Source organism: Pseudomonas citronellolis, assembly GCF_001586155.1.
In the GTDB taxonomy this organism is placed as follows: domain Bacteria; phylum Pseudomonadota; class Gammaproteobacteria; order Pseudomonadales; family Pseudomonadaceae; genus Pseudomonas; species Pseudomonas citronellolis.
This window is the reverse complement of the sequence record NZ_CP014158.1, coordinates 1,401,007-1,416,891: the sequence shown is the minus strand read 5'-3', so window position 1 is coordinate 1,416,891 and position 15,885 is coordinate 1,401,007. Positions and strand designations below refer to the sequence as shown.

Annotated in this window: 15 protein-coding genes; 7 read left to right on the top strand and 8 right to left on the bottom strand. The window is 67.5% G+C overall.

Annotated elements, in window-relative coordinates; genetic code table 11:
- The first annotated feature begins 5 nt into the window (after nucleotides 1-5).
- Genes PcP3B5_RS06430 through PcP3B5_RS06420 form a run of 3 tightly spaced genes read left to right on the top strand, consistent with a single transcriptional unit; the run spans nucleotide 6 to nucleotide 3,188 of the window.
- On the top strand, nucleotides 6-1,901 hold the full coding sequence (locus PcP3B5_RS06430; RefSeq protein WP_043272430.1) for a PAAR domain-containing protein: 1,896 nt from the start codon (nucleotides 6-8) through the stop codon (nucleotides 1,899-1,901).
- Entirely contained in the window at nucleotides 1,898-2,530 is a 633-nt protein-coding gene (locus PcP3B5_RS06425) for a DUF2931 family protein (protein ID WP_043272429.1), read from the top strand. Before PcP3B5_RS06430 ends, PcP3B5_RS06425 begins: the two co-directional genes overlap by 4 nt.
- Nucleotides 2,517-3,188: a DUF2931 family protein gene (locus PcP3B5_RS06420; protein ID WP_081884702.1), complete on the top strand. Its 672-nt coding sequence runs from the start codon at nucleotides 2,517-2,519 to the stop codon at nucleotides 3,186-3,188. The genes PcP3B5_RS06425 and PcP3B5_RS06420 overlap by 14 nt, the downstream gene beginning before the upstream one ends.
- Before the next feature lie 21 nt (nucleotides 3,189-3,209).
- Here the strand turns inward: PcP3B5_RS06420 and PcP3B5_RS06415 are convergent, their stop codons facing one another.
- Nucleotides 3,210-3,989 carry an SIR2 family NAD-dependent protein deacylase gene (locus tag PcP3B5_RS06415; protein WP_061560822.1) on the bottom strand — a complete coding sequence of 260 codons (780 nt, stop codon included), beginning with the start codon at nucleotides 3,987-3,989 and terminating at the stop codon, nucleotides 3,210-3,212.
- A 75-nt stretch (nucleotides 3,990-4,064) separates the two neighbouring features.
- Nucleotides 4,065-5,159 (bottom strand): DUF1615 domain-containing protein, encoded by a 1,095-nt coding sequence (locus PcP3B5_RS06410; RefSeq protein ID WP_061563209.1) that lies wholly within the window; start codon nucleotides 5,157-5,159, stop codon nucleotides 4,065-4,067.
- Nucleotides 5,160-5,330: 171 nt separating this feature from the next.
- Between PcP3B5_RS06410 and PcP3B5_RS06405 the strand changes: the two genes are divergently transcribed.
- Entirely contained in the window at nucleotides 5,331-6,737 is a 1,407-nt protein-coding gene (locus PcP3B5_RS06405) for a DUF2252 domain-containing protein (protein WP_061560821.1), read from the top strand.
- Nucleotides 6,738-7,170: 433 nt separating this feature from the next.
- Here the strand turns inward: PcP3B5_RS06405 and pcaC are convergent, their stop codons facing one another.
- The 6 genes from pcaC to PcP3B5_RS06375 form a co-directional block, all read right to left on the bottom strand.
- On the bottom strand, nucleotides 7,171-7,587 hold the full coding sequence (gene pcaC, locus PcP3B5_RS06400) for a 4-carboxymuconolactone decarboxylase (protein ID WP_061560820.1): 417 nt from the start codon (nucleotides 7,585-7,587) through the stop codon (nucleotides 7,171-7,173).
- Nucleotides 7,588-7,616: 29 nt separating this feature from the next.
- Nucleotides 7,617-8,924, bottom strand: a complete 1,308-nt coding sequence (locus PcP3B5_RS06395) for a 3-carboxy-cis,cis-muconate cycloisomerase (RefSeq protein WP_237143099.1) — start codon at nucleotides 8,922-8,924, stop codon at nucleotides 7,617-7,619.
- A gap of 147 nt (nucleotides 8,925-9,071) precedes the next feature.
- On the bottom strand, nucleotides 9,072-9,677 hold the full coding sequence (gene pcaG / locus PcP3B5_RS06390) for a protocatechuate 3,4-dioxygenase subunit alpha (RefSeq protein ID WP_061560818.1): 606 nt from the start codon (nucleotides 9,675-9,677) through the stop codon (nucleotides 9,072-9,074).
- Nucleotides 9,678-9,688: 11 nt separating this feature from the next.
- Nucleotides 9,689-10,408, bottom strand: coding sequence for a protocatechuate 3,4-dioxygenase subunit beta (pcaH, locus tag PcP3B5_RS06385; RefSeq protein ID WP_058072712.1), 720 nt, complete (start codon nucleotides 10,406-10,408; stop codon nucleotides 9,689-9,691).
- Between the two features lie 120 nt (nucleotides 10,409-10,528).
- The gene (gene pcaQ, locus PcP3B5_RS06380) at nucleotides 10,529-11,458 is read right to left on the bottom strand and encodes a pca operon transcription factor PcaQ (protein ID WP_043272424.1); all 930 of its coding nucleotides are present in this window, start codon (nucleotides 11,456-11,458) and stop codon (nucleotides 10,529-10,531) included.
- Nucleotides 11,455-12,327, bottom strand: a complete 873-nt coding sequence (locus tag PcP3B5_RS06375) for a helix-turn-helix domain-containing protein (protein WP_043272423.1) — start codon at nucleotides 12,325-12,327, stop codon at nucleotides 11,455-11,457. The genes pcaQ and PcP3B5_RS06375 overlap by 4 nt, the downstream gene beginning before the upstream one ends.
- 163 nt (nucleotides 12,328-12,490) lie before the next feature.
- Here PcP3B5_RS06375 and pobA point away from each other — a divergent pair, with 163 nt between their 5' ends.
- The 3 genes from pobA (at nucleotide 12,491) to hppD (ending at nucleotide 15,681) form a co-directional block, all read left to right on the top strand.
- Entirely contained in the window at nucleotides 12,491-13,675 is a 1,185-nt protein-coding gene (gene pobA, locus PcP3B5_RS06370) for a 4-hydroxybenzoate 3-monooxygenase (RefSeq protein WP_043272422.1), read from the top strand.
- 129 nt (nucleotides 13,676-13,804) lie between these two features.
- On the top strand, nucleotides 13,805-14,434 hold the full coding sequence (gene maiA / locus PcP3B5_RS06365; protein WP_009618041.1) for a maleylacetoacetate isomerase: 630 nt from the start codon (nucleotides 13,805-13,807) through the stop codon (nucleotides 14,432-14,434).
- 170 nt (nucleotides 14,435-14,604) lie between these two features.
- The gene (gene hppD, locus PcP3B5_RS06360) at nucleotides 14,605-15,681 is read left to right on the top strand and encodes a 4-hydroxyphenylpyruvate dioxygenase (RefSeq protein WP_009618038.1); all 1,077 of its coding nucleotides are present in this window, start codon (nucleotides 14,605-14,607) and stop codon (nucleotides 15,679-15,681) included.
- Nucleotides 15,682-15,885 lie beyond the last annotated feature (204 nt).

Genomic DNA, 15,885 nt, shown 5'->3' with positions numbered 1-15,885 from the left:
GCAACATGGGCCAGCGTTTCGTCGTTCGCAAGGACGACAGCACTACCACCGGCGGCCAGGTGCTCGCCGGCTCCCCTGACCTGATCATCGGCCATCGCCTCGCTGCGCGGCGCAACGACCCGGTGCGCTGTCCGAGATGTGGCAGCGTCGGGCTGATCGCAGAAGGCAACCCTACCTGGCTGGCCAACGGTGAACCGGTGGCCGGCCATGACCATGTAGTCAGCTGCGGCTGCCCGCCCGGCAGCCATCGACTGATCGCCAGCCAGACCCACACCCTGATGGCCGAGGAAAGCGTCGGCCTGGACTGGCAGCCGCCAGGCGAAATGGCCAGCGGCGTACACCTGCGCTTCCCCAGCCTGGAGGCCTTGCAGGCATTCCAGCAACTCGAGCTCGACGGCCAGGCCGTGCGAGTAGCCACTGACCAGGAAGAACCGGAAGAGGAAGACGAAGAAGAAGAGCTGGACGAGACGCCAGGCCTGACCCTGCGCCTGGCAGCCTTCTTCGACGGCACCGGCAACAACCTGGCCAACGCGGCACTGACCGAGCGCTGCCGCCAAGACGACCGTCAGCAGCTCGGCGAGGAAACCCTGCTGGACACCATCGCCATCTGCGAACGCTTCGGCTTCAGCGCCCCGGACGAGCATGGCGTCTTCCAGAGCCATCCGAATGACAGCTACGGGAATGCACCGAGCAATGTGGCCCTGCTATCCGAACTCTACCCAGACCATGCACGGGACCCACTAGAACCCGATGCCACCATGGCTTTCGTGCCTTTCTACATCGAAGGCATAGGCACCACCAGCGGCGCGCCGGACTCACGCGTCAGCCAAGCAACGGGGCTGGGAGAAACCGGCGTACTGCAACGCGTAATACAAAGCCCCGCAACGATCAAAGAGCAACTACGGCTGTTCATAAGAACCAACCCAGCCCCCCGTATAGCCCGTCTCGAATTCGACCTCTTCGGTTTCAGCCGCGGCGCGGCGGCAGCCCGCCACTTCGCCAACGAAGTGCTCAAGCCCGATGGCGGCATCCTGGGCGAAGTATTAAAGCCCGGGCAGTTCGGCCTGCTGGCGGATTTCGACTGGACTACCGACGTCCGCATCAACTTCATCGGCCTGTTCGATACCGTGGCCGCCATCGTCGACCCACTGCGCGGCGACTGGAGCCCAGCCAACGACCTCAACCCCGGCATCAACCTCTACCTGCCCCCCGGTTGCGCGCGCAAGGTCGTACAACTGACCGCGGCCGACGAACGCCGCTGGAACTTTCCCCTGACAAGCGTAGCCCCGCACCACCAGGAGATTTCCCTGCCCGGCGCACATTCGGACATCGGCGGCGGCTACCCGGCCCTGATGCAGGAGAAACTGTTGCTGAGCCGGCCACGCGCCACCCGGGTCAGCCCCAACATGCCCCTGGAACGCAGCTCGGTATGGCGGGAGGCCCAGCTTGAAGTCGCCCGGCTGGAACTGGACGGACTGCCCGGCGATGGCCAGATGGAGCCGGTCGGCTGGCATTTCCCCAACGCCAATGAACATGACGTGTCGCAAAGGGCGTTGGTTGCCATAGCCATTCAGCGTCGGGTACGAGGCGAACTGTCACGGGTGGCGCTTCGGGTGATGCGTGAATTGGCCTTACAACATGGTGCACCTTTCGACACTCTCAACGCCGAAGATCGCCGCTTTGAAATACCCGGCGAGCTTCACTCTATCGCCACCAAAATCCAGGCCTATGCCCAAGGCGCCCCTCTTCGCTTGAGCAAGGAAGACAATCGCCTGCTACGGATACGCTACATACACCTGTCGGCCCACTGGACTCCCAGCAGCGGAGTGATGGTCAACAAACCCGCACCGAATCGGCGGCTGTCCTATAGCAACAAACCGCAGCAGGGTTACCCGGAATGAGAAAGCTCCTATTCGTCCTAATTGCAGTCTCGCTTACTGGCTGCGCTACAAGCCAAGGTCGACCCAAGCTGCCCTACAACGCCTGGTCCGTCGGTATAGGTGCGCCGAAATACATGGAGGTCTGGGTCGAAAGTGTCGATGTGGTGGACAGACGCGGGCTGGCCTACGAACACGTACATGGGGGGGTCGTCGGCTACAGCGGAAGCCCTGTCGGCTGGCCCAAGAACGGCATGGGCAAATTGAAGCCGGTAACAGGCGTCGATCTGCCGGAAATCATCTTCATCCGCTGGCAGTCCCTCGTGGAACCCCAGACCTACAACGTGCGCATCAACATCCCGCAGTGGGTCCGCGATGAGATGCTCAAACCCCAGCAGGCCTACTGCCTGGGCGACAGGAGTTGGGTAACTGACTACCGCAAGATGATCTCCATCGGCATGGCCCCTGGCGGCATCGCCAAGGCCTGGGTCGGCGGCCCCTGCCTCGAGGAGAAGGAAATCGGGCGTTTCAAGGGAGTCATCGATAAGCGGGGCCCCTATGAAGGGCATTCAAAGGGGATCTATTACCGCCCGCCGACCGAAGCCGCCCAAGCCTATATTCGAGAACAAGGCATTCCTTATGACTCCTGGTAATCGGCGTCAAAGGAGACCCCTCATCACGAACGCGCTCCTGCTCTGCATTACAGCAGCCACGCTTACGGGCTGCAGCACAAGCCAAGGTCGCCCCAAGCTGCCCTACAACGCCTGGTACGTCGGCATAGGTGCGCCGAAATACATGGAAGTCTGGGTCGAAAGCGTCGATGTGGTGGACAGGCGCGGGCTGGCCTATGAACGCGTTCATGCCGGCGTCGTGGCCTACAACAACAAGACCGCGGGCTGGTGGAACGGCAGCGGCAAGATGAAGCCCGTTATGGGCGTCGATCTGCCGGAAATCATCTTCGTCCGCTGGCAGTCCCTCGTGGAACCCCAGACCTACAACGTGCGCATCAACATCCCGCAGTGGGTCCGCGATGAGATGCTCAAACCCCAGCAGGCCTACTGCCTGGGCACCAAAAGTTGGGAAACCGACTACCGAAAGATGATCTCCATTGGCATGGCCCCTGGCGGCATCGCCAAGGCCTGGGTCGGCGGCCCCTGCCTAGAAGAGAAGGAAATCGGCCGCTACAAGGCGGTGATTGAAAAACTCGGCCCATCGCAAGGCAAGACCAACGGGCAGTATGCATGGCCATCCCTGGAGCCAGCCACCAAGGACTATATCGACCAGCACGGCATTCCCTATGACTCCTGGTAGCTACCCGAAGCCCCCCCTCCTTCAGACCTGCCTCCGATAACCGAAAGCCGCCTCGCTCAACGCCGGCAACACCACCCCGGCAGGCCCTTCCAGGCTGAACTGCCGCGGCCCGCGCACGCTCACCGGCTGCGGGTTGACGTGGGCGACCACGGCGCCGCTTTCCGCGGCCAGTTGCGGAATCATCGCGGCGGGCTGGACCACGCCGGAGGTGCCGATGGAGAGCAGGCAGTCACAAGCCCTGGCGGCGGCGAAGGCTTCCTCCAATGCGGCTTCCGGGAGCATTTCACCGAACCACACCACGCCGGGGCGCACCCGCTCGCCGCAATGGACGCAGCGTGGTGGTTCCAGACGGCGGCCCTCTTCCGGTTCCCGCAGGCTCGTCGAAAGGCCGTCGTGGGCCCGGCCGCAGGCCACGCAGCGCGGCTGGTGCAGGCTGCCGTGCAGGTGGATCACCGCCGGGCTGCCGGCGCGTTCGTGTAGGTCGTCGACGTTCTGCGTCACCAGGCTCAGGCGCGGTACCCGCGTGGCCAGTTCGGCGATGGCCCGGTGCGCCGGGTTGGGCTGCGCGGCCAGCACCTTCATGCGCCGCCATTCGTACCAGCCCCAGACCAGAGCCGGGTCTTCGGCGAAGGCTTCAGGGGTGGCCAACTGGGCGGGATCGAAGCGCTGCCACAGGCCACTCAGGGCATCGCGGAAGGTGGGGATACCGCTCTCTGCGGAAACCCCGGCGCCGGTGAACACCACAAGGTGCCGCGCCTGGCGCAGGGCATCGAGCAGGACGGGAGGGAAGGATGCGGGCATACTGGGCGCCTCGTCGGGAGTGGGCCCGGGATTATTCGCGGCGCCGGGTGGCCAGCGCAAGGCGGCCTGCGGCGGTCAGCGCTTGCCAGCGCGCGCCAGGCAGCGCTGGTAGCGCTCGTCCACACGCTGGGCGAACCAGGCGGTGGTGAGGTTGCGGGTGATCTTCGGGCTGTGCAGGGTGATGCCCGGCAGCACCGCCCGGGCCAGGGGCTTGCCTTCGTTCTTCTCGGCCAGGGCGAAGACCTTGGCGTAGAGCTTCGTCTCGCCGAACTCGGCGCGCTCGCCCTGCTCCAGGTCGCGGCGGATCTGGCTGTCGCTCAGGCCCAGGCGCGGGCCCAGGGTGCGCACCGCCAGTTCGGTGGCGCCGGCGGCGCTGGAGTCGTAGCGGATCAGGTCGCCGTCCAGCGCCAGCGGGATGCCGGTGGCCAGGCTCACCGCGCGCTGGAAGGCGGCGTTGCGGCTGGCGTACCAGCCGGCGTTGAAGTCGGCGAAGCGGTACAGCGGCCGCTGGTAGTCCGCCGGGTAGCCCAGCAGGTGGGCGATGCCGAAGTACATGCCGCCGCGGCGGCTGAACACTTCCTGGCGCACGCTGCCTTTCAGCGGGTACGGGTAGCCCTCGGCGTGCTGCTCGGCGAAGGCCACGCTGACCTGCATGGGCCCGCCGGTGCGCACCGGGTTGAAGCGGCCGAACAGCTGCTGGCCGAGCGGCACCATGCCGATGAAGTCGTCGAAGATGGCGCTCAGCTCGCGCTCGCTGCGCACCGCGTCCAGGCGCTGGCTGTAGCTCTTGCCGGTGGGCGACTTCAGCGCCAGGGCGGCGTCGAGCAGGAAGTTGGGGATGTGCAGGCGCGCGGCGCGCTTCTGCATCTCGCCGCGGGCGATGCGGCCCAGGCCCGGCACCTGCGGGTCGGCCTGGAAGTTGGATTCCTGCTCGGTGATCGCCAGCACCGAGCAGAGGTTCTCGGTGCTCGGGCGGATGCGCTGGGCGGCGAAGGCCGCCTGGATGTCCGTGGCCCAGCCGCTGCGGTCGCTCGCCTTGGCCGGCAGCAACTGCGCCAGGGTGGCGCGCACCTGCGCCGGCGTCGGCTCCGGCGCCTGGCGGGCGGACTGCGAGCTGCAGCCGGCCAGGGCCAGCAGGCCGAGGGCGATGCCCAGGGCGCGCCAGGGCATTTTGGCGGGACGGGCGAGCACAATGGCGATGGCGGACATGGACGCTTCCTGACGACGAGACGCCGCGACCATCGCAGAAATGCCCTTTCCAGGCCAGCCCAAGGCGCCGACTTGCAGGCCCCTGGCCAGCCTCTAAGCTCGAACTCATGGCCCCGGGATTGGAGGTGAACGATGGACATCAAGGAACTCCGCAAGCAGGGCAAGGACGCCCGCGATAAGTGCCCGCGCAGCAGCCACTCCGAACCCGGGAAAATCGACCGCGACCCGCTGCCGCTGATCGAGGCCTCCAGCGCCGGCCGCGTGCAGTCGCTGGTGGCGCTGCGCTACGGGCGCATGCTGGTGTCGCCCTTCACCTTCTTCCGCGGCAGCGCCCTGCTCCAGGCCCACGACCTCTCGGGCACCCCGGACATGGGCATGGAATTGCCGATCTGCGGCGACTGCCACCTGATGAATTTCGGCGGCTTCGCCTCCCCCGAGCGCAACCTGCTGTTCAACGTCAACGACTTCGACGAGGTCCACCCCGGCCCCTGGGAATGGGACCTCAAGCGCCTGGTGGCGAGCTTCCTCATCGCCGCCCGCGACCTGCGCCACGGCGAGAGCGTGGAAGAGAACGCCTGCCACGAGCTGGTCGCCTCCTACCAGCAGAACATGGCCGAGTGCGCCGAGATGGGCGCCCTGGAGCTGTGGTATGGGCGCATCGACTACGAGGTGGCGCTGGAGCAGGAGAAGGAAAAGGACCTGCGCGAGCACGTGCAGCGCGCCATCGAGAAGGCCAACCGGCGCACCCACGCCGAGCTGCTGCCGAAGATCGCCGAGCGCGACGCCAAGGGCCGCCTGCAGATCCGCGACGACCTGCCGGAAATCTTCCACCTGCACGCCTCGACCTCGCTGCTGGACAAGGACGACGACTGGATGGACCTGGAGCACTGGCAGGACCTGCACGACACCTTCATGCGCGACTACCGCTCCACCCTGCAGGCCGACCGCCGCGACCTGCTCGACCGCTTCGAGGTGCAGGACCTGGTGTTCAAGGTAGTAGGCGTGGGCAGCGTCGGCACCCGCTGCCTGGTGGCGCTGCTGATCGACGCCCAGGAACAGCCGCTGTTCCTGCAGTACAAGGAAGCCCGTCCCTCGGTGCTGGCCGGCTACGTGCGCAGCAAGCTGCGCACCCGCCACCAGGGCCAGCGGGTGGTGGACGGCCAGCGCCTGATGCAGTCGGCCAGCGACCTCTTCCTCGGCTGGACCACCGGCCCCGGCGGCCGCCACTTCTACGTGCGCCAGCTGCGCGACATGAAGGTCTCGGCGGAACTGGAGACCTTCGACGAAAACGCCTTCCTCGCCTACGCCCGCGTGTGCGGCCGCGCCCTGGCCTGCGCCCACGCCAAGTCCGGCGGGCAGGCGGCGAGGATCGCCGGCTACATCGGCAAGAGCGATGCGCTGAACGATGCGCTGGTGCATTACGCCAAGGCTTACGCGCTGCAGAACGAGCGGGACTTCGAGCGGTTCCAGCGAGCTTGTCGCAAGGGGCAGCTGGAGGCGCGTTCGGAGGCGGATTTCGTGGCAGATCGGATGCCGTAGGGCGTATAACCGTTCGCGGTTATAGGCCGATACGCCGAAGCCATAGCCAACGCCAAGGTCAGCCTCGGAGCCGCCGGGAACCATGGCCAAGCGGCGGATAACGTGGAACGTTATCCGCCCTACGCCTGGTGAATGGAGTTCTACCGGGCGGTTCGGCGTGCACCCTCAAGAGCGCCCTCTCCCTAACCCTCTCCCTGAAGGGAGAGGGGACCGTTGGGCAGAAACGGGAACGCTGGAGTTAGCCGGCAGTTGCGGAAATAGCCGGCGAACGCCATAGCCTCCGCCGGCACGGACAAGCCCCCTCTCCCTTCAGGGAGAGGGCTGGGGAGAGGGGGCTCTTGAACCCAACACCGCAGCCACCGACAAACTCCATTCGCGAGCAAGCTCGCTCCTACGAAAAGCGCCATAACGTAGGGCGTATAAACGTTCGCGGTTATACGCCGTTAGATCGGGCTCCCCCCTCCAGCGACTCCGTCCCCAGCTCGTTCCACACTTCCTCCGCCAGGTGGAAGGTCGCGTTGGCCGCCGGGATGCCGCAGTAGATCGCGCTCTGCAGCAGCACTTCCTTGATCTCCTCGCGGCTAACGCCGTTGTTGCGGGCGGCGCGCAGGTGCAGTTTCAGTTCGCCTTCGCGGTTCATGCCGATGAGCATGGCGATGGTCACCAGGCTGCGGGTGTGGCGCGGCAGGCCGGGGCGGGTCCAGATGTCGCCCCAGGCGTGGCGGGTGATCATTTCCTGGAATTCTTCGTTGAAGGCGGTGCGGTTCTGCAGGCTGCGGTCGACGTGGGCGTCGCCCAGCACCGCGCGGCGGACCTGCATGCCGGCTTCGTAGCGTTGTTTCTCGTCCATCGGGTTCTCTCTCGCTTGTCTGTCGCGCCTCAGCCGAGGCGCGCGTGTTCTTCCAGGGCGCGTTCCACCCAGCGGCGGCACTGGCCCAGGTAGTGGGCCGGATCCAGCAGCCGGTCCAGCTCGGCTTCGCTCAATTGCGCGCAGACCTCGGCGTTGCCGCCCAGCACCTGGCGCAGGTGCGCGCCTTCGGCTACGGCCTGGCGGCAGCATTGCTCCACCAGGTGGTGCGCGGCGTCGCGGCCGATGCGCCGGGCCAGGGCGATGCTCACCGCCTCGGCCAGCACCAGGCCGCGGGTCAGGTCGAGGTTGCGGGCCATGCGCTGGGCGTCCACTTCCAGGCCCGGCACCACCAGCAGCGCCTGCTGCAGTGCGCCGGAGACCAGGCAGCAAAGCTCCGGCAGGCTTTCCCATTCGGCGTGCCACAGGCCGAGGCTGCGCTCGTGTTCCTGGGGCATGGCGCTCAGCATCGTCGCCACCAGGCCCGGCGCGCGGGTGGCGGCGCCGATCAGCACGGCGGCGCCCACCGGGTTGCGCTTGTGCGGCATGGTCGAGGAGCCGCCCTTGCCCGGCGCGGAGGGCTCGAAGACTTCGCCGGCCTCGGTCTGCATCAGCAGGCTGAGGTCGCGGCCGAGCTTGCCCAGGCTGCCGGCCACCAGGCCGAGCCAGGCGGCGAACTCGACGAGGCGGTCGCGCTGGGTGTGCCAGGGCTGTTCCGGCAGTTGCAGGCGCAGCTCCTCGGCCAGCGCCTCGGCCACGGCGAAACCGTCGTCGCCCAGCGCCGCCAGGCTGCCGGAGGCGCCGCCGAACTGCAGGCTGAGCAGGCGCGGCTTGAGTTCGGCCAGGCGCTCGCGGTGGCGGGTGACCGCGCCGAGCCAGCCGGCGATCTTCATGCCCAGGGTCACCGGGGTGGCGTGTTGCAGCCAGGTGCGCCCGGCCATGGGCACGTCGGCGTGCTGGCGCGCCTGCTCGGCCAGGGCCGCGCCCAGGCGCGCCAGGTCGTCTTCCAGCAGGCCGACGGCGGCGCGCAGTTGCAGCACCAGGCCGCTGTCCATGGCGTCCTGGCTGGTGGCGCCGAAGTGCACGTAGCGCTCGGCCTCCACGTCCGTCGCGGCGACCTGCCGGCCCAGCGCCTTGGCCATGGGGATGGCCGAGTTGCCGGCGCTGCAGATGGCCGTGGCCAGGGCGTCGAAGTCGTACAGCTCGGCGCGGCAGGCGGCCTCGATGGGCGCCACCGCGGCGGCCGGGATCACCCCGCAGCGCGCCTCGGCGCGGGCCAGGGCGGCCTCGAAGTCGAGCATGCCCTGCAGGCGCGCGCGGTCGCAGAACAGCTCGCGCATCGCCGGCTGGGTGAAGTAGGCGTCGAAAAGTCGGTTGCTCACGCAAGGGCTCCAGTTTTCTTCGTCATCAGGCACAGCCTACGCCATGCCGTGAACGCCGACGGGCGGACCGCTCGCGCGGCCCGCCCGTTCAGGCGTCGGAACGCATCAGAAGTCGAAGAACACCGTCTCGCCTTCGCCCTGGATGCGGATGTCGAAACGATAGGCCAGCTGGCCGTTCACTTCGCAGCGGCGGGCCACCAGGGTCTCGCGGCGCGGCGCCTGTTCGATCAGGTTGAGCACCGGGTCCTTGGCGTTGGCCTCGGCCTCGTCCTCGAAGTACAGGCGCGTCTGCAGGTGGATGTTGATGCCGCGGGCGAACAGCGACACGTTGATGTGCGGCGCCTGCGGGCGGCCGTCGGCGGCCTTGGTCACGCCCGGCTTGATGGTCTTCAGCGTCCACTCGCCGGCATCGAAGGTGGTGGCGGTGCGGCCGAAGCCGTTGAACGCCTTCTCGGCATCGTAGCGGCTGTCGTAGTTGCCTTCGTGGTCGGCCTGCCAGAACTCCAGGAAGGAGTCGCGCACCAGGTGGCCGTTGCCGTCGTAGACGTTGCCCAGCAGCAGGATGTGCTCGCCGGCGGCGCCGGGCTTGGCCATCTGGTTCCAGATTTCCAGGTCGCGGGTCGGGTTGCCGGCCGCTTCCAGGGCCAGGCCGATGTGCACATACGGGCCGGCGGTCTGCGAGGGGGTTTCGGGGAGCAGTTGAACGGGCATGGCGAACCTCCTCAGCGATTCTCGAAGTGGGTCTGGCGCTGGCCGCGCAGGACGATGTCGAAGCGGTAGGCCAGGCAATCCATGGGGTTGGCCATGCCCATGTCCAGGCGCGCGATCAGGCTCTGCACCGCCTCGGGGTTGGCGATCGACTTGACGATGGGGCACATCGGGATCAGCGGGTCGCCCTCGAAGTACAGCTGGGTGATCAGCCGGGTGGCGATGGACGGGCCGCTGATGGAGAAGTGGATGTGCGCCGGGCGCCAGTCGTTGGGGCCGTTGCGCCACGGATAGGGGCCGGGCTTGATGGTGCGGAAGATGTAGCGGCCGTCGCTGTCGGTGATGGCGCGGCCGACACCGCCGAAGTTCGGGTCCAGCGGCGCCAGGTAGCGGTCGTTCTTGTGCCGGTAGCGGCCGCCGGCGTTGGCCTGCCACATTTCCACCAGGGTGTTGGGCACCGGCTTGCCGTACTGGTCGACGACGCGGCCGTGGACGACGATGCGCTCGCCGATGGGCAGGGCGCCGGTGTTGAAGTTGAGCAGCAGGTCGTTGTCGTGCTCGCCGAACTTCAGGTGCGAGAAGTCCGGGCCGGTGGTCTCGGAGATCGACTGTGGGATGCTTACCAGCGCCTGGCGCGGGGAGCGGGCGACGGAGGTCTTGTAGTCGGGGGTGAGGGCTTTGGGGTGCCAGTTGCGGTCACGGATGACGAACCGGCTGCTGTCCACTTCGGACATGGCGGTCTCCTGTTGTTGGAGTTATAGGAGCCTGTAGAGCACCAGGCATGTGCTCCGCAGTTTCCGCCAGCTCGACGCGCAGGAAAATTGAAAAGCTGCCCGCCATCCTTAACCAACTGGTTATGGATAAACCCCTTCGCGGTACTCCTGCCCCACCTCGCGCAGCACCTCCTGGCACCAGTGCGCGCCGAGGGACAGCGGCAGCGAGGCGTTGCTGCAGATGCCCACCGAGCCGCCGGCCTCCTGCAGCTGCGGCGCCAGCTCGGCCAGCTCGCCCTTGCCCAGGGCCGCGCGCACCGCGTCCAGCGGCGCCATCCAGACCGCGTCGCTGTCGTCGACGTAGCGCCGGCTCAGGCTCAGCGAGAGGGTTTCCAGGCGCCGCGACGACTGGCGCAGGCCGTGCTCGACGAACAGGCTGTCGACGCGCTTGCGGATGGTGGTGCCAGCGGTGGGTAGCACCAGCGGGTATTCCTCCAGTTCCGCCGCGTCCAGCGGCCGGCCCAGCAGCGGGTGGCCGGCGCGCACCACCAGGGTCAGCGGCTCGTTGTACAGGTGCTCGAAGGTCAGGCCCTGGATCTGCGGGCTGTCGGTCATGCGCCCGACCACCAGGTCCAGCTCGCCGACGCGCAGTTGCGAGAGCAGGTGCGCGCTGGGCCCGGTGACCACGCTGACCACCAGCGCCCCGTGGCGCGCGTGCAGGCGCCGCACCACTTCCGGGAGGAAGGCGCCCTCCACGGTGGAAAGCACGCCCAGGCGTGCGCTGCTGGCCGCGTATTCGCCGCCGCGCAGGCTCTCCACGCCGTCGCGCAGAGCCTGCACGCAGGGCCCGGCATAGCGCAGGAAGGCGATGCCGGCCTCGGTCAGCACGGCGCCGCCCTTGCCGCGCTCGAACAGGCTGGCGTCGAGCACTTCCTCCAGCTCCTTGAGCGTCTTCGACACCGCCGGCTGGCTCACCGCCAGGCGGTCGGCGGCGCGCGCCAGGCTGCCCAGGCGGGCCACTTCGAGGAAGCACAGCAGGTGGCGGAACTTGATGCGTGAGTCGATGTTCATCGGTTACCCCGGAAGGCCCTGGGCGACTGCCCGGTGCCGCGCTTGAAGAATCGCGAGAAGTACGCCGGCTCCGAGAAGCCCAGCTGGTCGGAGACCTCCTGCACGGTCATGTCCGTGTACACCAGGTTGCGCTTGGCCTCCAGCAGCAGGCGCTGGCTGATCAGCTGCAGCGCCGAGACGCCGGCCAGGCGCCGGCACAGGGCGTTGAGGTGCGCCGCGCTGATGCCCAGGCGCTCGGCGTAGCGCTCGATCGGCAGGTGCTCGCGCAAGTGTTTCTCCACCAGCCGGCGGAACGCCTGCAGGTGCTCGCGGCCACGGTCCGGCGCGGCGCTGGCGGCGTGGCTGGCCTGCAGGTGGCGGCGCCCCAGCCACACCAGCAGGGCGCTGACCAGCGAGCGCAGCATCAGCTCGCGGCCCGGCTCCTGGCGCGCGTATTCGCGCTCGATGGAGTCGAACAGGGTGCTCAGGTAGCGCTCGTCCTCACCCACCGCGTAGCACTGCGGCTGTTCCAGCACGGCGCGGTCGAACTGGCGCAGCAGTTCCTCGGCGAAGGGCTGGGCCAGGCTGAGGACGTAGCCGTCGATCTGCGCGGTGAAGCGGAAGCCGTGCACGCACAGGGGCGGCGAGACCTGCACTGTGGCCTCGCGCACGCGGGTGACGCTGCCCTCCACTTCCAGCTCGGCTTCGCCGGCGCGCACGTAGAGCAGCTGCACCAGGTCGGCGTGGCGGTGCGGGCGGATTTCCCAGTCGTACAGGCTGCTGCGCGACGGAATGGTCTCGCAGTGCAGGGGGTCGGGTGTCGGCCAGGCGTGGGTCTCGCCGTACAGCTGGAACACCGGGACCGGATTCGAAGCGGGCGTCTTGTGCATTTATAGGCCGCCGGGGCTATCCACGAAAAATCCAGGTTATCTGTTGGATATTGCCTTCTGCGCGGCGATTCATCCACCAAAAATGCAGGTGCCAATAACAACTACGCGGCCAGGGGGCGTGCCTACGACCAGGCCCCGGCCCGCGACGACGAGGAAAACAACAATGAAAACCCAGGTTGCCATCATCGGCGCCGGCCCTTCCGGCCTGCTGCTCGGCCAACTGCTGCAACGCGCCGGCATCGACAACGTCATCCTCGAACGCCAGAGCCCGGACTACGTGCTCGGGCGCATCCGCGCCGGGGTGCTGGAACAGGGCACCGTGGACCTGCTGCGCGAGGCCGGCGCCAATGCCCGCATGGACGCCGAAGGCCTGCCCCACGACGGCTTCGAACTGGTGCTGGACGGCCGCCGCGAGCGCATCGACCTCAAGGGCCTGACCGGCGGCAAGAACGTGATGGTCTATGGCCAGACCGAAGTCACCCGCGACCTCATGGAAGCCCGCCAGGCCAGCGGCGCCCTGAGCATCTACGAAGCCGGCGACGTGCAGCTGCACGAGGTGCAGGGCGAGAAGCCCTACGTCACCTTCAGCAAGGACGGCGAGACAGCGCGCCTGGACTGCGACTACATCGCCGGCTGCGACGGCTTCCACGGCGTGTCGCGGCAGACCATCCCGGCCGACAAGCTGAAGATCTACGAGCGCGTCTACCCCTTCGGCTGGCTCGGCCTGCTCAGCGATACCCCGCCGGTCAACCACGAACTCATCTACGCCAGCAGCGAGCGCGGCTTCAGCCTCAGCAGCATGCGCTCGGCCACCCGCAGCCGCTACTACCTGCAGGTGGGCCTGGAGGAGAAGGTCGAGGACTGGTCCGACGAGCGCTTCTGGGACGAACTCAAGCGCCGCCTGCCGGCCGACGCCGCCGCGCGCCTGGTCACCGGCCCGTCGCTGGAGAAGAGTATCGCCCCGCTGCGCAGCTTCGTGGTGGAGCCGCTGCAATACGGCAAGCTGTTCCTGGTCGGCGACGCCGGGCACATTGTCCCGCCCACCGGCGCCAAGGGCCTGAACCTGGCGGCCAGCGACGTCGACGCCCTGTACCGCATCCTCGTCAAGGTCTACGGCGAAGGCCGCGTCGAGCTGCTGCAGCGCTACTCGGAAGTTGCACTGCGGCGCATCTGGAAGGCCGAGCGCTTCAGCTGGTGGATGACCAGCATGCTGCACAAATTCCCCGACAACGACGCCTTCACCCAGAAGATGCTCGATACTGAACTGGCCTACTTCCTCGACTCCCAGGCCGGGCGCACCTGCATCGCCGAGAACTACGTCGGCCTGCCCTTCGAACGCATCGACTGAAGACAGCGCGGCGAGCCCCCGAAGGAGCGCGGGGGCTTGCCCTCGGCGGAAAAATTACGCAGAGTGTAAGGCAATTACGAAAACAACAGTGCCCGCCACGACGCGCACGCTGCCTGCGAGTGAGAGTCCATGGACCTCTACACCTACTACCGCTCCACCTCCAGCTACCGCGTGCGCATCGCCCTGGCCCTCAAGGGCCTGCAGCCCCGGCACGTCCCGGTCAACCTGCTGCAGGGCGAGCACCGCCAAGGCGCCTACCTGGCGCTGAACCCGCAAGGCCGCGTGCCGGCCCTGCGCACCGACGAAGGCGAACTGCTGATCCAGTCGCCGGCGATCATCGAATACCTGGAAGAACGCTACCCCGAGCCCGCCCTGCTGCCGGCCGACGCCCTGCAGCGCGCCCACCAGCGCGGCGTGGCGGCGCTCATCGGTTGCGACATCCACCCGCTGCACAACGTCGCCGTGCTCAACCGCCTGCGCGCCCTGGGCATAGACGAGGACGGCGTGAACCAGTGGATCGCCCACTGGATCGGCGAAGGGCTGAAGGCCGTGGAAGCGCTGATCGGCGACCAAGGCTTCTGCTGCGGCCCGCAGCCGGGCCTGGCCGACGTCTACCTGCTACCGCAGCTGTACGCCGCCCGCCGCTTCGAGGTGGACCTGAGCCCATTCCCGCGCATACTCAGGGTAGAGCGCCTGGCCCTGGAGCACCCGGCCTTCCGCCAGGCCCACCCGGACGTCCAGGCCGACAAGCCGGCCTGAGGAGCGCGCCATGCAAAGCCTCGGATTCAAAGTCACCATCGGCGACTTCCTCGCCCGCAGCGTACGCGGCGTGCCCTGCTCGCCGCCGCGCCAGCCGCGTAGCTGACTCCCCACGACTTTCCGAATCCCGGACGCATACCAGAAGCGCGTCCACCGCGAGGAACACGAACATGGCAGACCTCTTCGACAACCCCATGGGCCTCATGGGCTTCGAATTCATCGAATTCGCCTCCCCCACCCCCGGCGTGATGGAACCCATCTTCGCCAGCCTGGGCTTCACCAAGGTGGCCAGCCACCGCTCCAAGGACGTGCACCTGTACCGCCAGGGCGAGATCAACCTGATCCTCAACAACGAGCCCAAGAGCCTGGCGGCCTACTTCGCCGCCGAGCACGGCCCCTCGGTGTGCGGCATGGCCTTCCGCGTGAAGAACGCCCACCAGGCCTACGCCCGCGCCCTGGAGCTGGGCGCGCAGCCGGTGGAAATCCCCACCGGGCCGATGGAGCTGCGCCTGCCGGCGATCAAGGGCATCGGCGGCGCGCCGCTGTACCTGATCGACCGCTTCGGCGAGGGCTCGTCGATCTACGACATCGACTTCGAGTTCATCGAAGGCGTGGACCGCCACCCCAAAGGCGCCGGCCTGAAGATCATCGACCACCTCACCCACAACGTGTACCGCGGGCGCATGGCCTACTGGGCGGACTTCTACGAGAAGCTGTTCAACTTCCGCGAGATCCGCTACTTCGACATCAAGGGCGAGTACACCGGCCTGACCTCCAAGGCCATGACCGCGCCGGACGGCATGATCCGCATCCCGCTCAACGAGGAGTCCTCCAAGGGCGCCGGGCAGATCGAGGAATTCCTCATGCAGTTCAACGGCGAGGGCATCCAGCACGTGGCCTTCCTCACCGACGACCTGGTGAAGACCTGGGACGCCCTCAAGGGCCTGGACATGCGCTTCATGACCGCGCCGCCGGCGACCTACTACGAGATGCTCGAAGAGCGCCTGCCCAACCACGGCGAGCCGGTGGAGGAACTGCGCAACCGCGGCATCCTCCTCGACGGCACCTCCGAGGGCGGCAGCCGCCGGCTGCTGCTGCAGATCTTCTCGGAAACCCTGATGGGCCCGGTGTTCTTCGAGTTCATCCAGCGCAAGGGCGACGACGGCTTCGGCGAAGGCAACTTCAAGGCGCTGTTCGAGTCGATCGAGCGCGACCAGATCCGCCGTGGGGTGTTGGAGACGAAGTGAGCCAGACCCACCGCTCCGAAGCGCTCTCGTAGGATGGGTTGAGCTTGCGATACCCATCGGGCCACGGTGATGGGTATCGCTTCGCTCAACCCATCCTACGGAGCTTTGTTTGGCCCCGTAGGGCGCATAACGCCTACGGCGTTATCCGCCATCGTCCCCGGCAACGGTGTTCCGGCCAACGGCGGATAACCGCGAACGGTTATC